Source organism: Nonomuraea wenchangensis (assembly GCF_900111685.1).
Taxonomy (GTDB): domain Bacteria; phylum Actinomycetota; class Actinomycetes; order Streptosporangiales; family Streptosporangiaceae; genus Nonomuraea; species Nonomuraea wenchangensis.
Genome location: NZ_FOHX01000018.1, coordinates 183,539 through 200,933, shown reverse-complemented (window position 1 = coordinate 200,933; position 17,395 = coordinate 183,539). Strand labels below are relative to the sequence as shown.

Annotated in this window: 18 protein-coding genes; 1 reads left to right on the top strand and 17 read right to left on the bottom strand. The window is 72.7% G+C overall.

Annotated elements, in window-relative coordinates; genetic code table 11:
* Positions 1-208 (bottom strand): MerR family transcriptional regulator (locus BMW85_RS39135; RefSeq protein WP_177241109.1); only part of this gene is annotated, 208 nt, incomplete at its 3' end.
* 59 nt (positions 209-267) lie between these two features.
* On the opposite strand from BMW85_RS39135, the gene BMW85_RS39130 reads away from it, so the two are divergent.
* Complete coding sequence (locus BMW85_RS39130; RefSeq protein ID WP_091091968.1) at positions 268-975, top strand: SDR family oxidoreductase; 708 nt, start codon at positions 268-270, stop codon at positions 973-975.
* Positions 976-1,109: 134 nt separating this feature from the next.
* Here BMW85_RS39130 and dmpG read toward each other — a convergent pair whose 3' ends face one another.
* The 16 genes from dmpG to BMW85_RS39050 are packed head-to-tail and all read right to left on the bottom strand — an operon-like array spanning position 1,110 to position 17,226.
* A complete protein-coding gene (dmpG, locus tag BMW85_RS39125; protein ID WP_091091967.1) occupies positions 1,110-2,153 on the bottom strand; it encodes a 4-hydroxy-2-oxovalerate aldolase in 1,044 nt (347 codons plus the stop codon).
* Positions 2,150-3,052 carry an acetaldehyde dehydrogenase (acetylating) gene (locus BMW85_RS39120; RefSeq protein WP_091091965.1) on the bottom strand — a complete coding sequence of 301 codons (903 nt, stop codon included), beginning with the start codon at positions 3,050-3,052 and terminating at the stop codon, positions 2,150-2,152. The genes dmpG and BMW85_RS39120 overlap by 4 nt, the downstream gene beginning before the upstream one ends.
* On the bottom strand, positions 3,052-3,843 hold the full coding sequence (locus tag BMW85_RS39115; protein WP_245775316.1) for a 2-keto-4-pentenoate hydratase: 792 nt from the start codon (positions 3,841-3,843) through the stop codon (positions 3,052-3,054). Before BMW85_RS39115 ends, BMW85_RS39120 begins: the two co-directional genes overlap by 1 nt.
* Complete coding sequence (locus tag BMW85_RS39110; protein WP_091091962.1) at positions 3,840-4,523, bottom strand: class II aldolase/adducin family protein; 684 nt, start codon at positions 4,521-4,523, stop codon at positions 3,840-3,842. The genes BMW85_RS39115 and BMW85_RS39110 overlap by 4 nt, the downstream gene beginning before the upstream one ends.
* A complete protein-coding gene (locus BMW85_RS39105) occupies positions 4,520-5,398 on the bottom strand; it encodes an alpha/beta fold hydrolase (RefSeq protein WP_091091960.1) in 879 nt (292 codons plus the stop codon). Before BMW85_RS39105 ends, BMW85_RS39110 begins: the two co-directional genes overlap by 4 nt.
* A complete protein-coding gene (locus tag BMW85_RS39100; protein ID WP_091091958.1) occupies positions 5,395-6,249 on the bottom strand; it encodes an alpha/beta fold hydrolase in 855 nt (284 codons plus the stop codon). The genes BMW85_RS39105 and BMW85_RS39100 overlap by 4 nt, the downstream gene beginning before the upstream one ends.
* Positions 6,246-7,001: a dienelactone hydrolase family protein gene (locus tag BMW85_RS39095; protein WP_091091956.1), complete on the bottom strand. Its 756-nt coding sequence runs from the start codon at positions 6,999-7,001 to the stop codon at positions 6,246-6,248. The genes BMW85_RS39100 and BMW85_RS39095 overlap by 4 nt, the downstream gene beginning before the upstream one ends.
* The gene (locus BMW85_RS39090; RefSeq protein ID WP_143082559.1) at positions 6,998-7,825 is read right to left on the bottom strand and encodes an IclR family transcriptional regulator; all 828 of its coding nucleotides are present in this window, start codon (positions 7,823-7,825) and stop codon (positions 6,998-7,000) included. Before BMW85_RS39090 ends, BMW85_RS39095 begins: the two co-directional genes overlap by 4 nt.
* Positions 7,822-8,784, bottom strand: a complete 963-nt coding sequence (locus tag BMW85_RS39085; RefSeq protein WP_091091952.1) for a sugar ABC transporter substrate-binding protein — start codon at positions 8,782-8,784, stop codon at positions 7,822-7,824. The genes BMW85_RS39090 and BMW85_RS39085 overlap by 4 nt, the downstream gene beginning before the upstream one ends.
* Before the next feature lie 37 nt (positions 8,785-8,821).
* Positions 8,822-9,796: an ABC transporter permease gene (locus tag BMW85_RS39080; protein WP_091091950.1), complete on the bottom strand. Its 975-nt coding sequence runs from the start codon at positions 9,794-9,796 to the stop codon at positions 8,822-8,824.
* Positions 9,793-11,280, bottom strand: coding sequence for a sugar ABC transporter ATP-binding protein (locus BMW85_RS39075; RefSeq protein WP_218156129.1), 1,488 nt, complete (start codon positions 11,278-11,280; stop codon positions 9,793-9,795). Before BMW85_RS39075 ends, BMW85_RS39080 begins: the two co-directional genes overlap by 4 nt.
* A gap of 8 nt (positions 11,281-11,288) precedes the next feature.
* Positions 11,289-11,843 carry a MarR family winged helix-turn-helix transcriptional regulator gene (locus tag BMW85_RS39070; protein WP_091091947.1) on the bottom strand — a complete coding sequence of 185 codons (555 nt, stop codon included), beginning with the start codon at positions 11,841-11,843 and terminating at the stop codon, positions 11,289-11,291.
* Positions 11,840-12,091 (bottom strand): hypothetical protein, encoded by a 252-nt coding sequence (locus BMW85_RS39065; protein WP_091091946.1) that lies wholly within the window; start codon positions 12,089-12,091, stop codon positions 11,840-11,842. Before BMW85_RS39065 ends, BMW85_RS39070 begins: the two co-directional genes overlap by 4 nt.
* Positions 12,091-12,915: a DODA-type extradiol aromatic ring-opening family dioxygenase gene (locus BMW85_RS39060; protein ID WP_177241108.1), complete on the bottom strand. Its 825-nt coding sequence runs from the start codon at positions 12,913-12,915 to the stop codon at positions 12,091-12,093. Before BMW85_RS39060 ends, BMW85_RS39065 begins: the two co-directional genes overlap by 1 nt.
* A gap of 1 nt (position 12,916) precedes the next feature.
* A complete protein-coding gene (locus BMW85_RS39055) occupies positions 12,917-15,100 on the bottom strand; it encodes a hydantoinase B/oxoprolinase family protein (RefSeq protein WP_177241107.1) in 2,184 nt (727 codons plus the stop codon).
* Entirely contained in the window at positions 15,097-17,226 is a 2,130-nt protein-coding gene (locus tag BMW85_RS39050) for a hydantoinase/oxoprolinase family protein (protein ID WP_177241106.1), read from the bottom strand. Before BMW85_RS39050 ends, BMW85_RS39055 begins: the two co-directional genes overlap by 4 nt.
* Between the last annotated feature and the right edge of the window lie 169 nt (positions 17,227-17,395).

The following is a 17,395-nucleotide window of genomic DNA, read 5'->3' as shown; positions in this document are numbered from 1 at the left end:
CGACGCAGGGCAGCAGCTCGGCGATGGTCCGGCTGGACAGGCCGGCCGCGTAGAGCATCTGGATCAGGTCGACCCGGTCGACCACCGACTCGGGATAGTGGCGCTGCCCGGAGCCGCTCCGGTTCGCCTTCAGCAGCCCCTGCTCCTCGTAGTAGCGCAGGGCCCGCACGCTGACGCCCGTCCGCGCCGCCAGATCGCCGATCCGCACCGTGACCTCCATCACAACACTTGCCTCTGACGTCAACGTCAGGTTCTAGCGTAGGCGGCATGCAGATCAACGGAGCACATGTGCTGGTCACCGGCGCTAACCGCGGCCTGGGACGGCAGTTCGTCCTGTCTCTCATGGAGCGCGGCGCCGGCAAGGTGTACGCCACCGCCCGCCGCCCGGACCTCATCGACGTACCGGGGGCCGTCCCGCTGCGCCTCGACATCACCGATCCGGCATCGGTCGCCGCCGCCGCGGCGGCGGCGCCTGACGCCAAGATCGTCATCAACAACGCGGGCATCTCCACCGGCGCGAACCTGATCACCGCAGACCTGGACACGATCCGCCGCGAGCTGGACACCCACTTCTACGGCACCCTCAACGTGATCCGCGCCTTCGCGCCCCAGCTGGCCGACGGCGCGATCATGAACGTGCTGTCGGCGATCTCGTGGCTCGCCACCGACGGCGCGGGCGCCTACCACGCGGCCAAAGCCGCCGAGTGGGCGCTCACCAACAGCGTCCGCCTGGAGCTGGCCCATCAGCGCACCCTGGTGACGGGACTGCACCTGGGCGCCGCGGACACGGACATGATGGCCTGGTACGACGGCCACAAGGGCGACCCCGAGACGATCGTCGCGGCGGCCCTGGACGGCCTCGAGGCGCATCAGCCCGAGGTGCTCGCCGATGCCTGGAGCCGCCAGGTGAAGGCGTGGCTGCCGGAGGACCCGAGCGTCATCTACCGGGAAGCGGCGGCCGCCCTCACGACCTGACCGAGGGGGCCGCGGCGGCCCGCCGGCGTCCTGCTGACGGCGTTCGCGCAGAGGGCGGAAGCGGCGGTCGGCGTAGTCGCGCAGGCGGCTCAGGTCCGGCGCGGCGGCGAGCCCGCCGACCTCGGCGCCGCTCATCAAGGACGAGCCCTGGAACAGGGCGGTGCGCCGTCGCGTTCGGCGGCGAGCTGGAGGGCCACGTCGATGATCATGTCCTCCTGGCCGCCCACGTAACCGGCCTCACCCACCCGCTGCAGGATCTCGTGGGCCGGGACGCCGTAGCGTTCGGCGGCGCGCTCGGCGTGGAGCAGGAAGCTGGAGTACACGCCGGCGTAGCCCTGCGTGATCGCCGACCGGTCCGCGAACGGCAGCCGCGGCAGGAACGGCTTGACCACGTCCTCGGCCGCCGCCAGGACGCCCTGCACGTTCACGCCCGTCGGGATGCCGAGCCGGTCGAAAGTGGCCGCGAGGACCTCGGTGGGCGCGTTGCCGGCCCCGGCGCCGAGGGCGCACAGCGCCCCGTCGATCTGGGTGGCGCCGTTCTGCGCGGCGAGCACGGAGTTCGCGATGCCCAGGGACAGGTTCTGGTGGCCGTGGAAGCCGACCTGCGCGTCGGAGCCGAGCTCGGCCACCAGGGCGCTGATGCGCTCCTGGGCCTCGCCGAGCACGAGCGCCCCCGCCGAGTCCACGACGTAGACGCACTGCGCGCCGCCGTCGGCCATGATCCGGGCCTGCCGGGCGAGCGCGGCGGGGGCGATGCGGTGCGAGAGCATGAGGAAGCCGACCGTCTCCATGCCGAGCTGCCGCGCCGCCGCGAAGTGCTGCAGGGACACGTCGGCCTCGGTGCAGTGGGTCGCGATCCTGGCCACCGAGGCGCCCGCGTCCCGCGCGAGCTTGAGGTCCTCGACGGTGCCGAGGCCGGGCAGCAGCAGCACCGCGATCTTGGCGGAGGTGGCCTCGTCCACGGCGGCGGCCACGAGCTTGACGTCGTCCTCCAGCGAGAAGCCGTAGTTGAACGACGAGCCGCCGAGGCCGTCGCCGTGGCTGACCTCGATGACCTCGACGCCGGCCCGGTCCAGGGCGTGAACGACGCCCCGCACCTGCTCCTCGGTGAAGCGGTGGGCCATGGCGTGGCTGCCGTCCCGCAGGGTGGAGTCCGTGATCCTGATCTTCGGTGTCATGCGGCGGCCCTCTCCCGGGCGAGTTGCTCGCCCACCTGGGCGGCGGCTGCGGTCATGATGTCGAGGTTGCCGGCCCAGGGCGGCAGGTAGTCGCCGTTGCCGCGGACTTCGAGGAAGACCGCCACCCGGCCCCAGCCGTTCCACGCCTCCCGGGGCTCGTCGAACTGCGGCTCCGCGCGCAGGGTGTAGCCCGGCACGTACGCGGCCACCCGGGCGACCATCCGATGCACGGAGGCGGCGACGGCATTGGTGTCGGCATCCGGCGGGATGGCGCAGAACACCGTGTCCCTCATGATCATCGGCGGGTCCACGGGGTTCAGGATGATGATCGCCTTGCCCCTGCCCGCGCCGCCGACCTGTTCGATGGCCCTGGCCGTGGTCTGGGTGAACTCGTCGATGTTGGCCCTGGTGCCGGGCCCCGCCGAACGGGAGGCGATCGAGGCGACGATCTCGGCGTAGGCGACGGGCACGACCGTGGAGACGGCGTGGACGATCGGGATCGTGGCCTGGCCGCCGCAGGTGATCATGTTGAGGTTGGGGACGGCGGCCAGGTCGTCCAGGTTGACGGGCGGGCACACGTACGGGCCGGCCGCCGCGGGGGTGAGGTCGATGGCGGTGATCCCCGCCTCGCGGTAGCGGGGGGCGTTGGCCAGGTGAGCCTGGGCGGAGGTGGCCTCGAAGACGAGGTCGGGCAGGGTCTCCTGGCTGAGCAGCCAGTCCACGCCGCCCGCCGACGCCTCCACGCCGAGCGCGCGGGCGCGGGCCAGGCCGTCCGAGTCCGGGTCCACACCCACCATCGCACGCACCTCGATCGTGTCGCTGCGCAGCAGCTTCATCAGCAGGTCCGTGCCGATGTTGCCGGGGCCCACGATCGCGGCGCCGAGCTTGCGTGCGGACATCAGCTCGCGGGTCCCTTCAGGAAGTCGGCCGTGACGGTGCCCAGCCCGGCGATGGTGGCGGTGACCACGTCTCCCGGCTCGACGGGGATGGCGGCGGTGATCGATCCGGGCAGGATGACGTGCCCGGCCTCGAGCGTGGTCCCCGTCTCGCCGAGCTTGTCGGCCAGCCAGATCAGCGCGTTGAGCGGCGAGCCGAGCACGGCTCCGGCCGCGCCGGTCTGTTCGAGCCTGCCGTTGCGGTGCAGCAGGCAGCCGGCCAGGCGCAGGTCCAGGCCGTCCAGGGCGGTGGGACGCGTCCCGAGGACCACGCCCCCGCTGGAGGCGTTGTCGGCGATGGTGCCGGACAGGGTGATCTTCCAGTCCGCGATGCGCGAGTCGATGATCTCCAGGGCGGGCAGCACGAAGTCCACGGCGGCGACGGCCTGGGCGGCGGTGACGCCCGGTCCGCGCAGCGGGCGCTTCAGTACGAAGGCGATCTCGGGCTCGATCCTCGGCTGCAGGAACCGCGCGGCGGAGATGGGGGCCGCGTCGGTGTGGAACATCGAGTCCATCAGATGGCCGTAGTCCGGCTGGTCGACGCCGAGCTGGCGCTGCATCGCGGCGGAGGTCAGGCCGACCTTGTGCCCGGCGATCACGGCTCCGCCCGCGACCCACGCCTGGACCTGGTGGCGCTGGATCGCGTACGCGTCCTCGATCGGCATGTCGGGCAGCGGAGCGATGGGCTCCTTGGTGGCGTACGCGTCGAGCAGCGCGGCTGCGACGCTCTCCGGGTCCATGGTGGTTCCTCTCATGATGTGATCCGGACCAGGTGCGCCCAGGCGTCGGCGAGTTGCCGGGGCCCGTAGCACCGTTCGCGCTTGGTCAGCGCCTCCTCCTCGTCCGACCAGGTGCAGGAGGCCCCGGTGGCGGCCGCGGCCAGCTGCATCCGGCACGCCTTCTCCAGGAAGATCGCGGTCATGACCGCGGTCGGCACGTCGGGCCCCACGGTCACCAGGCCGTGCTGGTGGAGGAGGACCGCGTTGCGGTCGCCGAGCGCCTCGGCCAGCCGCTCCCCCAGCTCGCGGGTGTGGATGAGGTCGCCGGTGGCGGTGAACCTGGCGATGTCCGGCGGCCAGAACAGGGTTCCCTCGTGGCCGAGGGGCAGCAGCGGCAGACCGGTCGCGGCGAAGGTGACGGCCGCCTCCGCGTGGCTGTGCACGACCGCGCCGACGTCGGGGCGCGCGGCCATGATCTCAGCGTGGATGGGGTACTCCAGGTGGACCCGCCCCTCGCCGCCGAGCAGCTGACCGTCCCTGTCGATGTGCACGACGCGCTCGGGAGTGATCTCCTGGTATCCGTACCCGGCCGCCTTGAGCCACAGGCCCCGCCCGTCGGGGTCGCGCCGCGACAGGTGGCCCCAGACGAGGTCGGAGTGTCCGTGGGCGGCGAGGACCCGGCAGCCGGTGGCGACCTCCTCCGCCGGGCCGCTCACGCCTCCTTCCCGGTCAGGAAGTCGCCGACGATCCTGTTGAACTGCTCGGGCTGCTCGAACATGGGCCAGTGGCCGGCGTCGGTGATGAGGTCGTAGCTGCCGTTGGGCAGGATCTCGCTGGCGCGCCGCCCGACCTCGGCGGGGGTGGTCGGGTTGTGGTCGGTCCACAGGACCAGCGTCGGATGCGTGATCGAGGCGAGGTCGGCCTCGGTGAGCATGTGCTTCCTGTTCTCCTCGCCGGGCTGTTCGGCCACGAGCTTGGCCTGGGCCCGCTCCGCCCCGGGCAGGGTGTAGTAGCGGTAGCGGCACTCGACGAGCTCGTCGGTGACGGTGGCCGGGTCGCGCATGAGCCACTCCAGACGGGCCCGTACGCTCTCCCGGGTCGGAGCGGCCGCGGCCTTGGCGGTGACGGCCTTGACCTGGGCGTGGACGCGTTCGCTCTCGTCCTTGCGGCCCTGTCCGTCGAGCAGCAGGCCCGCGCCGGTGACGGACACGACGCGGCCCACCCGGTCGGGGTGCTTCAGCGCGGTGCGCAGCGCCGTCCAGCCGCCGAGTGACTGGCCGACCAGGTGCGCCCGATCGGCGCCGATCGCGTCGAGGAAGCGGAGCAGGTGCTCGGTGAAGAGAGGGGCGTGGTAGGTGACGTCCGTCGGGCGGGCGCTGAGGCCGTGGCCGACGGCGTCGATGGCGTACACCCGGAGGCCGCGGCCGGCGAGCGGCAGGACGTTGCGCACGAACCCTTCGGCGTGCCCGGTCAGGCCGCCCATCATGACGACGGGTTCGCCCTCGCCGGCCTCGATCGAGCGGGTACGCCAGCCGCCGGCGTCGCGGAAGCGGATCTCGGCACCGAGTGCCTCGGTCCAGAAGGTGCTCATGACGTGGTCTCCTCGGAAGTGAGAAAGCGGATGAGTGCGTCCCCGACCAGGGCGGGCCGCTCGTACTGGGGCCACTGCTTGGCGCCGGGGACGGTGACGAGGCGGGCGCCGGGGATGGCGTCCGCGGCGGCCCGGACGACGGCGAGCGGGGTGTGGCCGTCCTCGCCGCGCAGCAGCAGGGTGGGCACGGTGACGCGGGACAGGCGTGCGGGGGTGAGCAGCAGGTCGTGGTTGTCGGCCGCGCGCACCAGCCGGTGGACCTGGCGCGCCTCGGCGGGGCCGTAGAGCGCGGTGCGTACGTCCACCAACTCGGGATCCACCTGCCCGGGATCGGCCAGCAAGCCGGCCAGGCGGGCACGGACGGCCTCCCGGGTCGGCGCCTCGTAGGCGCGGCCGCCGCGCTCGTAAGCGGCGCGTACCCGGCTGTCGGACAGCCGTTCCTCCTCGGACTGGAGGCCGGCGGGCTCGATCAGCGCCAGGCGGCGCACCCGCGCGGGTGAGCGCAGTGCGACCAGGGCCGCCGCCCAGCCGCCCAGGGACTGGCCGACCAGGGCGACCCGGCCGAGCCCGAGGGCGTCGAGGGTGGCGACGACGTGGGCGGCCAGCCGGTCCACCGGATAACCGCCGGGGACGCGCCCGGTCAGGCCGTGTCCGAGCAGATCGACGGCGATGGCCTCATGGCCGGCGGCGGCCAGCGCCGGCAGGGTGCGTGCGAAGGTCTCGGCGTGCCCGCCGCGCCCGTGCAGCAGCACCACGGGGTCGCCCGATCCGAGCGAGACCACACGGGTGGGAACGCCGTCCGCGTCGATCATGCGGATCTCCGCGCCCAGCAGGTCGGTCCACAGGGTCACAGATGGGCCTTCAGGAACGCCATCGTGCGGTCCCACGTCTGCCGCGCGGCCTCGGGATGGTGGTTGGGGTGGGTGTCGTCGTGGTAGGCGTGCCCCGCGCCCTCGTACACGTGCACCTCGACGTGCTCGCCGCTGAGCTTCAGCGCCTCTTCGAGCCTGGCGACCTGCTCGAGCGGGATGACCTCGTCGGCGCCGCCGAAATGGGCCTGGACGGGGCAGCGGACCTGGTCGGCGATCTCGATGCGGGAGCGGGTGGCGCCGGTCGGGCTGTAGGACGGGGGCAGCTCCGGCAGACCGTACAGCGGCACCGCGCAGCTCAGCCGGTCGGTCATGGTCGCCCAGGCGAGGACGAGACCACCGCCGAGGCAGAAGCCGACGGCCGCGGCCCGCGTGATGTCCACGTCGCCGCGTCCGGCCAGGTAGTCCAGGCCCGCGTCCAGGTCGGGGACGGCCTGCTCGTCGCGGGCGGCCAGGAACGCCTTGGCCCGCCGCTCGTCCGCGGTGGTGTAGTCCTGCGGCGGACGGCCGCCGATCCGGCTGTAGAGATCGACGGTGAGGCAGGCGAATCCGGCCGCGCCGAACAGTTCGGTGACCGCCTGGCGGTGCGCGGTGACGCCGAGGTTCTCGTGGGCCATGACCACGGCCGGTGGGCGTTCGACGCCGGCCGGTCGTGCCAGGTAGCCGCGGATCTCCTCGCCGGCGCTGGGGAAGGTCACCCATTCGGCGCGGACGTCGGGGGTCATGGTCGTCATCCTCCTGATGCTGCTTTGGGGGCTTGGGCGGGCAGTGCTCTGCCGAGCAGCTGCTTGAGGTCGAGGGCCAGGGAGTTGAGCCTGCGGCGGGGCAGGTTCGCGGTGGGGCCGCAGACGGCCACCGCGCCGATCGGGCGTCCGGCGGACATGACCGGCACCGCCACGCCGGCGATGCCGGGCAGGAACTGCTCGACCTCGACGGCGTGGCCGCGGTTGCGCGCCGCCTCGACCTCGCGCAGGAACTCCTCGGCGTCGGTGATGCTGGCCGGCGTGCGCTTGGCCAGCCGCAGGTGCGGAAGCAGGCTCCGCACCTCCTCGGCGGGCAGCCCGCTGAGAACGGCCTGGCTGACGCATCCGTTGGCCAGGACGGAGCGGCGGCCGACCGGCGACAGCGCCGTGGGGCTGTGCGGGGACTGCAACTTGGTGGTGATGATCAGGCTCTTGTCGGGCCAGTCGGCCTCGGCGACCAGCAGCGCCTCTCCGCCCGACAGCGGGAACGCCTGGGCGGCCGCCGTCAGCCGGGCCAGCTCGGTGGTCGCCGAGACCAGGCTGCCGAGTTCGATCAGTCTGCTGCCCAGGGTGTAGGCCCCGTCGCCGTCCTGGCGGAGGAAGCCGCGCTCGACGAGCGTCACCGCGATGCGGTGCGTGCTCGTCTTCGGCAGCCCCGCCGCCTCGGCCAGCTCGGAGAGCTGCAGCCGGGGGTGGGCGGCGCTGAAGGCGGTCAGCACGTCGAGCGCGCGGTCGACGGCGCGGACGCCGCGCCGGCGGGGGCTCATCGTGGTGGGCGTGCGGTCGGTGAACTCTGCGGCCATGGGGTCCCTCACAAGCAGTACGGTGGCGCTTCGTCAGCGTTGTCCCTGGTTACCAGCATGTCGGGCACGGTGGCCACCTTCGTCACGCCTTCCTTCTTCTGCAGCAGCCCCACGACGTTGTCGATCGCCATCTCGCCGACGCTGCGCGGCGTGTTGCTGACCGTCGCGGCGAACTCGCCGTTCCGCACGGCCTGGAGCCCCGCGTCGCTGCCGCCGTTCGTGACGATCTTGATGTCCGTACGTCCGGCGCTCTTGAACGCCGCCAGCGCGCCGAGCGCCATGTCCTCGTTGTGCACGAAGACGTACTTGACCTTGGGGTGCGCCTGGAGCAGGTTCTCCGCGACGTCCTGGGCCTTGGCGCGCTGCCAGAGCGCCGGCTGGTCGAAGACGACCTTCGCGTGCGAGCCCAGGTTCGCCTTGAAGGCGTCGTTCATGAGGTCCGCCGCCGCGCCGGGGGCGCCGCCGATCACGGCGACATCGGCCGAGGTGTCGCCGGTGTCCTCGGCGATCCACTCCCCGAGCTCCTGCCCGACCTTCTTGACGTCCGTGACGACCGCGCCCAGGATCTTGCTCTGGTCGACCGCCGCGACCGACGTCAGGAAGATCGGTACGCCGGCCCGGTTGGCCCTGGCGACGCCGCCTTCCAGCGCGTCGATGTTGACCGTCTGCACGACGACCGCGTCGACCTTCTTGGCGATCATGTCGTCGATGTTGGAGAGCTCCTTCGCCGGATCCATCGCCGACTGCGCGACCAGCAGGTCGACGTTCGCGCTGTCGGCTCTGGCCTGCATCGACTTCTGCAGGCAGGTGTGGAACTCGATGGTGTTGCCGTTGACGAATCCGATGGTCAGGCGCTTGCCGGGATCGACGGCCGTGGCCTCGGTCGACGTCGTGGAGGTGCTGACCGAACAGGCGCTGAGAAGGAGGGCGGACGCGACCGCCAGGGTCGCCTGGACGCGGTGACCAGCCATGGGAAGTCCTTTCGGGGGGTGGGTGGTGCTCAGGTGCTCAGGTGCGCCGGCCGCGCAGATGGTTGGCGATGGCGGCGACGGCGAGGACGGCGCCGAGCGCGACGTCCTGGTAGTAGGGGTTGATCTGGAGCAGGTTCAGTGAGTTGGCCACCACTCCCAGGAGCAGGACGCCCAGGACGGTGCCGACCATGGTGCCGCTGCCGCCGTGCAGCGCCGTGCCGCCGATGACCACGGCCGCGACGACGGTCAGCTCCAGGTGCAGGCCGCCCGCGCCGGGGCTGGCGGCGCCCAGCCTGGCCACGAGCATCACGCCGCCGAGCGCGGCCAGCAGCCCGCCGAGGGTGTAGAGGAGCAGCTTGGTACGGACGACCGGAATGCCGGACAGGCGCGCGGCGCTCTCGTTGCCCCCGATCGCGAACGCGTTGCGGCCGAACGCCGTCCACCGCATGACCAGCGCCGCGGCCACGCAGACGGCGGCGGCGATGACGACGGACACCGGGATCACGCCCAGCACCTCACCGAAGCCGATCATCATCAGGTGATCGCCGATCGAGACGCTCTGCCCGCCGATGATCAGCAGGGCCGCGCCGCCGAGCGCGGTCGAGGTCGCCAAGGTGGCGACGAACGGCGTCACCTTGAACCACGTCACCATCACCCCGTTGACCAGCCCGATCGCCGCGCCCAGCGCGAGCGTGACGAGCACGGCCGGCCCGTCGGGCACCCCCGCCACGATGAGCTGGGCGGCCACGCCATGGGCGACGGCCGCGATGGCGCCCAGCGAGAAGTCGATGCCGCCCGCCGTCATCAGCAGCGTCAGGCCCGCGGCCAGCACGGCGACGACCGCGATCTGCTGGGAGACGTTCAGCAGGTTCGCTCCGGTCAGGAAGACGTCGCTGCTGGTGGCGGTGAAGACGCCGATCAGCAGCAGCACGGCGAGGACGCCGGCGTGTCGCAGGAACCAGGGCGGCACCACGAGTCCGGCCCTGCGCTGCGGAGTGGAGATTGCGGTCACGATGCGGTTCCTCCAACCGTGAGCGAGACAAGGGCGTCCCGGGACAGCCCCTCCACGGGAAGGTCGGCGACGACCCTCCCGGCGCGTACGACGACCACGCGGTCGGCCAGGCGCAGCACCTCCTCCACGTCGGCGGAGGCCAGCAGCACGGCGGTGCCCTGGTCGGCCAGGCCGTCGACGAGCTGGTGGATGTCGGCCTTGGCGGCCACGTCGACCCCGTTGGTCGGCTCCTCCAGCAGGCACGCCTGCACCGGCGCGTCGAGCCATTTCGCCAGCAGCACCTTCTGCTGGTTGCCGCCGGACAGGGCCGACACCGGCGGATCGGCCTGGATCGTGGCGACCCCGTAGCGCGAGCGCCGCTCCGCGGCCTGCCGGTGCAGCCGCCCCCAGCGCACGAGCCAGGGCCGGCGCAGGCCGCGCCGGGTCAGGTCCAGGTTCTCGTCGACGGTGAGGCCGGGCACCAGGCCGTGCGCCAGGCGGTCACCGGTGACGCACCGCAGACCGGCCGCGAGGGCCGCGCCGACGTCGCCGGCGGCGACGTCCGCGCCGGCGACCCTGATCCGCCCGCCGGAGGGGCGGCGCCGGCCGCTCAGCAGGTCGAAGAGCTCGGACTGGCCGTCACCGGCGGGCCCGAGCACCGCGACGACCTCGTGGGCGCGGACGGTGAGGGTCAGCTCGGCCAGCCGCGCGCCCGACGCCAGGGCGTCGATCTCCAGGACGGTCTCGCCGGCCGCGCGGTCCCGCCGCGGGCGCTGGTGCGAGATCCGCTCCCCCGTCATGGCCCGGACCAGCCCCGCCAGGTCCAGGTCGGCGCCGGCGGCCGTGACGATCCTGCGGCCGTCCCGCAGCACGGTGATCCTGTCGGCCAGGCCCAGGACCTCGTCCAGGTGGTGGGAGATGTAGACGATCGAGATGCCCGCGGAGCTGAGCCTGCGGACCAGGTCGTGCACGGTCGCGGCGTCCGCCCCGCCGAGGCTGGCGGTGGGCTCGTCCAGGACGAGCACCTTGCCGCCGGTCGCCACCTCGCGGGCGATCTCGACCAGGGTCTGCTGGGCCGGACCCAGCTCGCCGGCGACCGCCCTGGTCGGCACCCGGACGTCGAGGGCCGCGAGGGCTCGGGCGGCCTCGGCGTGCGCCCGGCGCCAGTCCACCGCTCCCGCCCGCCTGGGCAGGCGGCCGAGCAGCATGTTCTCCGCCACCGTCAGCTGGGGGACGAGCGTCCGATGCTGGTGCACGATGCTGACGCCCAGCGCCCGGGCACGGCGTGGGGTGAGCGCGCCGTGCCCGGCGCCGTCGATGAGCACCTCGCCGGCGTCGGGGACGAGCGCGCCGGAAAGGATCTTGACGAGGGTGGACTTGCCGGCCCCGTTCATGCCGACGAGCGCGTGCACCTCACCGCCGTTCACGGCGAAGTCGATCTCGCGCAGCGCGACGGCGCCCCCGAACGACTTGCTGACGCCCGCCAGCTCGATCCTGACGTCCATGGACGACCTCATCTCCCCGGCTCAGGGGCGGACAGGTCCAGCCCCAGGCGGAGCCGGTTGAGAAGGTCGATGAGGACGGCCAGCTCGCTGTCGCGGTAGCCGCCGAGCGCGCCGGACATGCGGGCGGCGAAGCGGGGCAGCAGCTCGTCCAGCAGCTCGTCGGCGGCGGCGGTCCTGGTGACCAGGACGACGCGCCGGTCCGACGGATCGGCCGAGCGGCTGACCAGGCCGCGCTGTTCGAGCAGGTCCACCAGGCCGGTGGCGTTGCGGGCCGTGGTCATCACGTGGGTGGCCAGCGTCCCCATGGGGATCCCCGCGCCGCCCGGGTCGATGCTGCGCAGCACCATGAGGACGTTGAACCGCGGGTGGCTCAGGCCGTAGACCGTGAGCTCGGCGTCGACGGCGGCCTCCATCGCCGCGGCGGCGGCGAAGAAGGCCAGCCTGGCCTCCATCTGGAGGGCGACGATGCCGGGCAGGCGCCGCGCCTCGCCCTCCGCCATGCGGACGTGGGCCTGGTCGCGGTGGCCGTCGGGGCCGCCCACGATGAATCCCGTCGTGCTCATGTCGAACGCCCTTCCTGATACATCTCGTGGTGGGCCACGCCGAGGGTGACCATGAGGTTGCGCAGGGCCACGGGGTTCATGCCGGCCCGCAGCAGCCAGGCCGCGTCCCTGCGGGTCACGGCCGCGCGCTCCTCCTCTGTCAGCGCGTAGCCCGGCAGGACCTGCTCGGGATCGGCGGCGAAGCGCTCGCGCAGCCCTGGAGCGTGTTCGAGGTCCCGGGCGAGCCGGTTGAGCCCGACGATGCTCATCAGGGTCCCTCCACGACATCGAAGGCGGTGACACCGATGCCGACCGTCCACGGCGCCATGGGCTCGTAGCCCAGGACGCGGGCCGGTCCGCCCGCGGCGGCGGCGGTGATCAGCCAGGTCCGCAGCTCCAGGGCGCCGTTGCCGGCCTCCTGCTCGATCCAGGCGTCGTCCCAGCGGGCGATCTCGTCGAGCCGGCCCTGCACGAGGAGGTCCAGCAGCGCGTGGTCGAACGCCTCGTTGATGTCGCCGAAGCGCGGCAGGCCCACCCAGTGCGACAGCCCGCCGGTGCCGATCACGCCGATCCGCTGGTCGCCCGGCAGCTCGCGGATGCTGTCCCGCAGCGCCCTGCCCAGCTCCAGGCAGCGGCCCAGGCCGGGCAGCGGCGGGGTGTTGCAGTTGACGAAGAACGGGACGACGCCCGCCGCCGCCGCGGACGGCAGTTTCACCAGCGGCACCATGAAGCTGTGGTCCAGCGCCATCGTGTGCGACCTGGCCAGGTCGAACCCGCGGGCCGTGAGCCCTTCGAGCAGCCGCGCGGCCACCTCCGGCCGGCCCGCCACGGTGCCCGACGGGTTGCCGAACTCGCCCCACGCCTCGTGCTCGGGCGCCAGCCCGAGGCAGAAGGCCGGATAGTTCTCCAGCCCGAAGGTCTCGTAGTGGTCGGTGGCGATGACGACGACCGCGTCCAGCTCCAGGCGGGCGATCTCCTCGTCCAGGCTCCGCCACGCCTGGTGGAGCCGGCCGGACTGCTCGGGAGCGGCGTCGGGGTTCTTGACGATGGCGCCCACGTGGGAGGTCGCGGCGCACAGCGCGAGACTGGCCACCTCACACCTCCGCGTCGAGCAGCCGGATGTCGTCCAGGTGGGCGGCCTCGCGGCGGACGACGTCGGCCGTGTGCAGCCGCCCGCAGCCCGGACACGCGTACAGGCGCAGCTCCAGCCCCTCATCCAGGCGTGTGGCGTGGCCGAGCGCGTGCACGTCGTGGACCACGCTCATCCCGGCGTGGCGGCGCCACTGCTCGGTGGCGGGGGCCAGCACGACGCCGCAGTGGCAGGCGACCCAGCGGGCGTCGTCCGCCTCGATGACGTCGAGGCGGTCGCCCAGCGGGTGCAGCCGGGTGCGCGCACCCCGCGGCTGCGCGGGCAGCGGCCGTTCCGCCGGCCAGCCGCGCCGCTCGTCCCGCAGCTGCTCGCGGCGGGCCAGGGTGGCGGCCTCGTCGACACGGCCTTCGCCGTCCAGCACGGCGTGGTAGACGCGGACCGCGGCCTCCGGGGTCACGGCGCCGAAGTCCAGATCGGCCTGCAACGCCAGGAGGGAACGTTCCAACGGGTCGCCCCATCCGCCGCCGGCCTGCGGGACGGTGGCCAGGACGTCGTCGTCGCCCAGGTGGTAGAGCCCCTGCCTGCCCCGCATGACCGGACGGTCACCCGACAGCTCCTCCACGGCCGGGATCTGCCCGGCGGCCAGCCGCGCCCGGACGTCACTGCCGTGGATCACGGTCCGGGTGTTCTGCGCGCCCGGGTAGCCGCCGAAGATCCCGGTGGAGTTCGGCACCTCCCATCCGTGGGCCGAGTTCAGCGCGGTGACGTCCCGGCCGCCGTGCACCGTGTAGACCGCGCCCATGCTCATGCCGCCACGGGTGCGTCCCGCTCCCCCGGAGTCGGCCACCAGGCCCCGCCACAGGTAGAGCAGCGGGGAGTCCATCTCCACGGCCTCCACGTTGGAGATCTTCTGCCGCTCGATGTTGTGCTGGCCCTGGGTCCAGACGCCGTCGCGGTGCGCGTAGGCCGCGCCGCCCGTCGCCAGACAATCCATGATCACGTACGTCTGCCGGCCGCCGTTCTCGCCCGCGCCGGTCAGCACGAACTTGTCGGGGCCGCCGGCGGGCACGGCCTGGGCCTCGGCGATCAGCTCGTCCGAGCACGCCGCCAGCTTGGACAGGCACTCGATGGCGGTCATCTCCACCAGCCAGCCCGCCTCCAGCGCGCCGCCGCTGACCGCCGCCGGCCGGGACGCGTTGCAGATCAGCCCCTCCGGGCAGTGCACCTCAACGGGCTTGAACAGCCCCTCGTTCCACGGCGCGTCGTAGGCCAGAGTCGGCAGCAGGGCCGCCGCGATCCCCGCCATCATCCCGGAGAAGGCGCAGTTGATGTAGCCCTTGGCCTGCGGCGAGGAGGCCGAGTAGTCGAAGTGCAGACTGTCGCCGCGCTTGGTCAGGACCAGGTCCACCTCGTAGGTGGCGTTCTCCCGCGACAGGGCCAGCCCGCCGTCGTTGTCCAGGAAGGCCCGCGAGTGCAGGCGCGCGTCGGGCAGCCTGGCCAGCCGGTTGCGCAGCCGCTTCTCCGACAGCTCGATGAGGCTGCTCATCACCGCCCGTACGGTCTCGGCGCCGTACTTGTCGGCCAGGGCGGTCATCGCCCTGACGGCCGTGTGGTTGGCCGCGATCAGGGCCCGCAGATCCAGGTTCACCGTCGCCGCCATGCGGGTGTGCGCCAGGACGAGGTTCCAGACGTCGGTGCGCACCTTGCCGCCGTCGACCAGCTTCGTCGGCGGCATCTGCAGCCCCTCCTGGTAGGAGTCGGTGGCGTCGATGCAGAAGCTGCCGGGCGTCATCCCGCCCACGTCGACCATGTGGCACATCGCGCCCGTCCAGGCGAGCAGCTCACCCTGGTAGAAGATCGGTGCCACCACGCCCACGTCCTGGGCGTGCACGGTGCCCTTCCACGGGTCGTTGACGATGAACATGTCACCGGCGTTGATGCCGGGGTCGTCGGCGCAGTCCCCGATGACCGAACGCGTGATGGCGGCCATCGACGACGAATGCGACAGGATGGTACGGCCCATCGCCGCCACGGAGCCGTCCGGCAGGTAGAGGCCGACGTTGTAGTCGCTGGCCTCCACCACGTGCGTGGAGCCGGAGATGGCGGCCAGGGTGGCGCCCTGCTCGTCGGTGATGGCGAGCAGCCGGTGCCTGATGACCTCGAAGGTCACCGGATCGATGGCGGTCACACGTTCCCCCTGCAGTCGATGACGAGGTTGTTGTACGGGTCGACGGCGAGCGACTGGCCCGGGCCGACCACCACGGTGGTGCCGGCGAACTCGAGGATGGCGGGGCCGCGCAGCGACGCTCCCGCTCCGAGCCCTTCGCCGCGGTAGACCGAGGCGTCCACCCGGCCGCATTCGGGGAAGTACACCGGCCGCGAGCCGATCAGCGACTCCGCCGGCTCCGCGGAGCCCTCGTAGCCGCCCTCGGTGATCCCGGTGACGCCGACCCTGCCCTCCACCCGGAGGGTGTGCAGCTCGACACCGGCGCCGAGCAGCGCGGTGCCCGCGCCGTACAGCCGCTCGTAGGCGTCACAGAACTCGGCGACCAGCGCCCGCAGCACGTCGGTGGTGACCTCACCGTCCGGCACGGTCAGCGGCAGCTCGTGCGCCTGGCGGCGGAACTTCAGATAGACGATACGGCTCAGGCGTACGCGGGGGTCGTCGTCCAGGTCGGCCCGGCACCGGAGGCTGAGGTCGTCCAGCGTCGCGTTGATCCGCGCCGGGTCGAGGTGCTCGGCCGGGTCGGCCGCTCCCGGCGGCGTCCGCTGCACGTCGGTGGTCTGCACGGCCCGGTACCGGTCGGAGGTGACCGTGCCGTAGGCCGAATGGACGGTGGACGTCGGCGGCACCACGAGGGTGGCGATGCCGGCCGCCTCGGTGTAGGCGTAGGCATGCGTGGGACCGGCCCCGCCGTAGGCGTAGACGGTGAAGTCACGCGGGTCGTAGCCCTGCTCGACCGTGACCTTGCGCAGCAGGTCGGCCATGTGGTTGTCGGCGACCTGACGGATGCCCGCCGCCGCCTCCTCCACGGAGAGGCCGAGCGGATCGGCGACGTGCAGCCGGATGGCCTTCTCCGCCAGCGCCCGCTCCAGCGGCATCCGGCCGCCCAGGAACCGTTCCGGGTCGATCACGCCGAGGACCACGTCGGCGTCGGTGACGGTCGGCCGGTCGCCGCCGCGTCCGTAACAGGCCGGGCCGGGAACGGACCCGGCGCTCTCCGGCCCGACGGCCAGCACCCCCGCCTCGTCCACCCAGGCGATCGAGCCGCCGCCGGCGCCGATCGCGGTCACCTTGATGCGCGGCAGCGCGAGGTGCAGATCGCCCACCTCGCTGACCCGCTCCACCAGCGGCTCGCTGTCGACGATCAGGCCGACGTCGAAACTGGTGCCGCCCATGTCGGAGGTGATGACGTTGCGGTGACCGAGCCGCCGCGCCAGCGCGGCCGAGGCCAGCACCCCTCCGGCGGGCCCGGAGGTGAGCATGGACGCCGCCCGCCGCGCCGCGTCGGCCGCCCGCATGACGCCGCCGCCCGAGTCCATGATGGAGAAGTCGCCGGTGAACCCCGTGCTCCTGAGCCGGCCCTCCAGCCCGGCGACGTAGTCGCGGATGACCGGGCCGAGGTAGCTGTTCACCACCGTGGTGGCCGAGCGCTCGTACTCGCCGAGCACCGGCGCCACCTCGTGCGACAGGGTGACGTACGCCTCGGGCCACTCCTCCGCCACGATCCGCCCGACGGCGGTCTCGTGCTCGGCGTTGAGGAAGGACCACAGGAAGGACACCGCCAGCGCCCGCACGCCCTCGTCCCGCAGCCGCCGCAGCAGGCCGCGTACCTCGTGCTCGTCCAGGGCGACCAGCTCCCGCCCGGAGGAGTCGATGCGTTCGGTGACGCCGGCGATCCTGTCGCGGGGCACGATGGGGCCGGGGTTGCGGCGGCGGCTGTAGTGGCCGGTCGCCGCCCCCATGCCGACCCATGAGGTCATCGACCGCTGGATGAGCAGCGTGTCGGTGAAGCCGCGGGTGGTCAGCAGCGCCGTCGGCGTGCCCTTGCGCTCGATGAGGGCGTTGGTGGCGGCCGTCGTGCCGTGCGAGAAGTACGCGATCGCCGCGCAGAACTCCCGCAGGCTCACGTCGTAGGACGCGGCCGCCAGGGCGAGCGCGTTGACCACGCCTTCGGACCGGTCGTGCGGCGTTGTCGGCGCCTTGAACAGGCGCGGCGGCCGGTTGTCCTCGAGGACCACGAGGTCGGTGAACGTTCCACCGACATCCGTGCCGACGAAGAACCGCACGGCGGTGTCCGTCGTTGTTCCCACACTGGGCTCCCTACAGATTCGCGCAGCGACAGCGAAGATGTGTCGTGCATGTAGCCGCTGAGTGACGGCTGTTTTGCGTTGCGCCCACTCTGTAGTGACTGGAACGTCCCGACAATGGAGCAATCCGCACAGCGGACCGGGGCCGAAGAGGTCCGGCGCCACGGCTCGC

What these genes read in the sequence shown, in the direction of transcription:
- BMW85_RS39130 (WP_091091968.1), top strand. Translation starts at nt 268, where the DNA reads ATGCAGATCAACGGAGCACATGTGCTGGTCACCGGCGCTAACCGCGGC.
- BMW85_RS39095 (WP_091091956.1), bottom strand. Translation starts at nt 7,001, where the DNA reads ATGACGACCATGACCCCCGACGTCCGCGCCGAATGGGTGACCTTCCCC.
- dmpG (WP_091091967.1), bottom strand. Translation starts at nt 2,153, where the DNA reads ATGACACCGAAGATCAGGATCACGGACTCCACCCTGCGGGACGGCAGC.
- BMW85_RS39070 (WP_091091947.1), bottom strand. Translation starts at nt 11,843, where the DNA reads ATGAGCACGACGGGATTCATCGTGGGCGGCCCCGACGGCCACCGCGAC.
- BMW85_RS39065 (WP_091091946.1), bottom strand. Translation starts at nt 12,091, where the DNA reads ATGAGCATCGTCGGGCTCAACCGGCTCGCCCGGGACCTCGAACACGCT.
- BMW85_RS39115 (WP_245775316.1), bottom strand. Translation starts at nt 3,843, where the DNA reads ATGAGAGGAACCACCATGGACCCGGAGAGCGTCGCAGCCGCGCTGCTC.
- BMW85_RS39075 (WP_218156129.1), bottom strand. Translation starts at nt 11,280, where the DNA reads ATGGACGTCAGGATCGAGCTGGCGGGCGTCAGCAAGTCGTTCGGGGGC.
- BMW85_RS39120 (WP_091091965.1), bottom strand. Translation starts at nt 3,052, where the DNA reads ATGTCCGCACGCAAGCTCGGCGCCGCGATCGTGGGCCCCGGCAACATC.
- BMW85_RS39105 (WP_091091960.1), bottom strand. Translation starts at nt 5,398, where the DNA reads ATGAGCACCTTCTGGACCGAGGCACTCGGTGCCGAGATCCGCTTCCGC.
- BMW85_RS39085 (WP_091091952.1), bottom strand. Translation starts at nt 8,784, where the DNA reads ATGGCTGGTCACCGCGTCCAGGCGACCCTGGCGGTCGCGTCCGCCCTC.